This is a genomic window from Acinetobacter sp. WCHAc060033 (genome assembly GCF_004209125.1).
Classification (GTDB): domain Bacteria; phylum Pseudomonadota; class Gammaproteobacteria; order Pseudomonadales; family Moraxellaceae; genus Acinetobacter; species Acinetobacter wuhouensis.
Genome location: NZ_SGSW01000111.1, coordinates 1 through 2,922 on the forward strand (window position 1 = coordinate 1; position 2,922 = coordinate 2,922).

Here is a 2,922-nt window from a genome sequence, read left to right on the forward strand (position 1 = left end):
TCATAAAATTAGATATTGGACAGCAGATGGATATAGCGATGAGCAGTGGGAAGATTTAGCAGATTGGATCAAGCAAGTTTGGATAGATGGAAATTAAGAATTTCTAAAATTAACATAATACACCTTATACGAAATTAAAAAATGGAGCCTAAAGCTCCATTTTTTAATAACTTTTTTTAAATTGCTAAGCGTAAATTCAGTGCTTTTACAACTTTAATCACAGTATCAAAACTAGGGTTAACATCACCAGAAAGTGCTTTATAAAGACTTTCTCGGCCTAAGCCTGTATCTCGTGATAATTGAGCCATTCCTTTAGCTTTTGCAATGTTACCTAAAGCCTTTGCAATGAATGCGGCATCGCCATTAGATTCTTCAATACATGCTTGTAAGTAAGCCTGCATATCATCCTCTGTTTTAAGATGCTCAGCACTGTCCCATTTGCGAAGTTTAATAGCCATTTATAGCTCCTCCTCTAAATCTTGTGCCAATTGCAGGGCAAGTTTTATATCTTTACTTTGCGTAGACTTATCTCCGCCTGCTAAAAGAATAACAACCCTTTGCCCTTGCTTGCAGTAATAAATCCTATAGCCTGGCCCAAAGAAGAAACGTAATTCAGAAACACCTTCACCGACCGGCTCAGTATCTCCAAAGTTTCCATCTTCAACCCGATCAATTCGGACTTGTATGCGTCTTTTTGCCTGCTGGTCTTTTAACTTGGTGAACCAGTCATCAAAGACTTCAGTGGTATATATTGAGTACATAAGTAGAATGTATCCTATAGGATACATTTATGCAAGAAATAAACTTGATATTTGGGGCTCGAAACGGTGAATTTCGTATAACCGCCATTATGTTAAGTTAATCAAAATTCTTAATGCACCAAAACCTAAAAATTTAAATGGAGTAAAAATGACTTTAAAGGGGTTAGATATTCAAGAAGATTGTATCAAAGCTATTTCTAATGAATCTTTAATATTTGATATTAAGAATAAAGAGTTTTTAGAGGATATAGAAAATCTTTTATTACAGTATTTTCAAAATTTTAGTAATGATTTAAATGGAATTGAGTTTGATAATTTTTCTGTGGAGTTTTGGTTCGATGCAGGACAATTGATTATTTATCCTGAAAAAGATTTATTAGATCGTAAACCCTTTGAATCTGAATATGATTTAGATAGATTAGACCCTTATTTTTATCTAGTTTGTGAAGAATATAGGATATATTTTGATGACTTAATATCTCGAAAAGTAAGCGATCAAGTATCTGAAAAAGAAGCTATTTCTAAAACTAATGACGTAATTGATTGTGTAAGCAAAGCTATAAAAAATATAAATGATGAAAACAATCTTTTAAAGATGTTAGGCAGGCCTAAATTAGAAATAAGATATTTCGGTGTAACGAAAGAAGAACTTTTAGCAAAAGAAATTCTCGTGAAATGAAGTAGATATTTTTGTCGTATTAAGGAAAACTAAAATTAACATAATGGGCGTTATGCGAAGTCAAAAATGGGAGCTTAAGCTCCCATTTTTATTGATGATTTTTTAATTCTTTCAGCATAGCATCCCGTAAAATTTCATTCATTCGTGTTTGATAACCTTTGCCTTGTGCTTTGAACCAAGCAAGTACATCAGCATCTAACCGAATTGAAGTTTGTTGCTTCACTGGGCGGTAAAATTGATTTTGGCGTACAGCACTGCTCCAATCGGTAATTTCAGGAATATCTGATAGATCTAGCTGATCATCAGGAACCGTGCCTTTAGCAAGCAAGCGTTGAATTTCAGCATCTTGCTTCTCACCAAATTTCTCATTCAGCTCTTTGCGTGAGTATCTAACCATGCTCATATTTGTTTCGCTCCGCTTTAGTCACTTGCCTTGCACTAATGATTCGTATGATTTCACAGTCATCTTCATCAAAAATGGTGTGAGCCACCAATAACATTAGTACGCCTTTAACTCGTCCAATGGTTTGCCAACGTTCTTCACCATCGGTATGTCTGTCTTGGATTGAGATCCGTAATGGATCTTCAAAAACAAGGCTTGCAGTTTCGAAAGAGATATCATGCTTTTTCTGATTCTTTCGATTCTTAGCCTCATCCCATTCAAAATACTGTTCCATAAAAAACATTCAAATTTGTATATACAATAATGTATCACAAAATTGTATAACTCAAGTTGAGAAGCGTAATTTTTAGTCAAATTTATTGGCAAGAACTATCAAAACTGCTCATAAAAAAGCCGACTTGTTTCCAAGTCGGCTTTTGAACATCATCGAGCAAATAATTTATATCATAAGTTTTTGATTTTTATATTTTTCAATTTGTGCTTTTCGTATAACGCCCATTATGTTAAATAGCATGCAATATTGGATACCATACTGAAATAAGTAAAACAGTACCTAATACTCGATTAAAGAGCACCATATGATGAGCTGTAGAAAGTATTTTTTTTGTGATTTTTCCTAAATAAGCCCAAATAAATAAACAAGGTAGAGAAATCAGCATAAAGATGAATGAAAATAGAATGAGTGACTGATAGTAGTTAGCTAGTTGTGCTGTATAAACAGTAATAACAGCAATAGCCATCAACCAGCTTTTAGGGTTGATAAACTGTAAAAAGAAGCCTGTAAAAAAACCATTTTTCTTATTTTGATTTTGGATTTTAGATTCTAGATCAGGTCTATAATTAAAAATTTTCCATCCAATATAGCTTAACCAAATGCCGCCAGTGAAACTTAATATTAATTGAATCTTGGGGTATTCATTGAGTGTTGTACCAATTCCAAGTCCTGTAATTAAGACTAATGATGCAGCACCAATACTTCCACCGAAGATTAAGCCTAATGTTTTTTTAATACTAAATTGATGACTTGTACTAAGAATAAGGAAATTGGTTGGTCCAGGAGTAATTGATGCAACAAAAGA

At 33.3% G+C, this 2,922-nt stretch carries 6 protein-coding genes; 1 reads left to right on the forward strand and 5 read right to left on the reverse strand.

Annotation, left to right across the window (positions count from 1 at the left end; genetic code table 11):
* Positions 1-176 precede the first annotated feature (176 nt).
* Together EXE10_RS20480 and EXE10_RS20485 are read right to left on the reverse strand one after the other, a co-directional pair.
* On the reverse strand, positions 177-458 hold the full coding sequence (locus EXE10_RS20480) for an addiction module antidote protein (protein WP_000985609.1): 282 nt from the start codon (positions 456-458) through the stop codon (positions 177-179).
* Positions 459-761, reverse strand: a complete 303-nt coding sequence (locus EXE10_RS20485; protein WP_000286964.1) for a type II toxin-antitoxin system RelE/ParE family toxin — start codon at positions 759-761, stop codon at positions 459-461.
* Positions 762-909: 148 nt separating this feature from the next.
* Here EXE10_RS20485 and EXE10_RS20490 point away from each other — a divergent pair, with 148 nt between their 5' ends.
* Positions 910-1,440 carry a hypothetical protein gene (locus EXE10_RS20490; protein WP_000172759.1) on the forward strand — a complete coding sequence of 177 codons (531 nt, stop codon included), beginning with the start codon at positions 910-912 and terminating at the stop codon, positions 1,438-1,440.
* Between the two features lie 88 nt (positions 1,441-1,528).
* On the opposite strand, the gene EXE10_RS20495 is transcribed toward EXE10_RS20490, so the two are convergent.
* The 3 genes from EXE10_RS20495 to EXE10_RS20505 form a co-directional block, all read right to left on the reverse strand.
* Entirely contained in the window at positions 1,529-1,843 is a 315-nt protein-coding gene (locus tag EXE10_RS20495; protein ID WP_004728120.1) for a BrnA antitoxin family protein, read from the reverse strand.
* Complete coding sequence (locus tag EXE10_RS20500) at positions 1,830-2,117, reverse strand: BrnT family toxin (RefSeq protein WP_000438825.1); 288 nt, start codon at positions 2,115-2,117, stop codon at positions 1,830-1,832. Before EXE10_RS20500 ends, EXE10_RS20495 begins: the two co-directional genes overlap by 14 nt.
* A gap of 229 nt (positions 2,118-2,346) precedes the next feature.
* Positions 2,347-2,922, reverse strand: a 576-nt coding sequence (locus EXE10_RS20505; RefSeq protein ID WP_130114565.1) for a LysE family translocator, incomplete at its 5' end; no start/stop codon positions are given.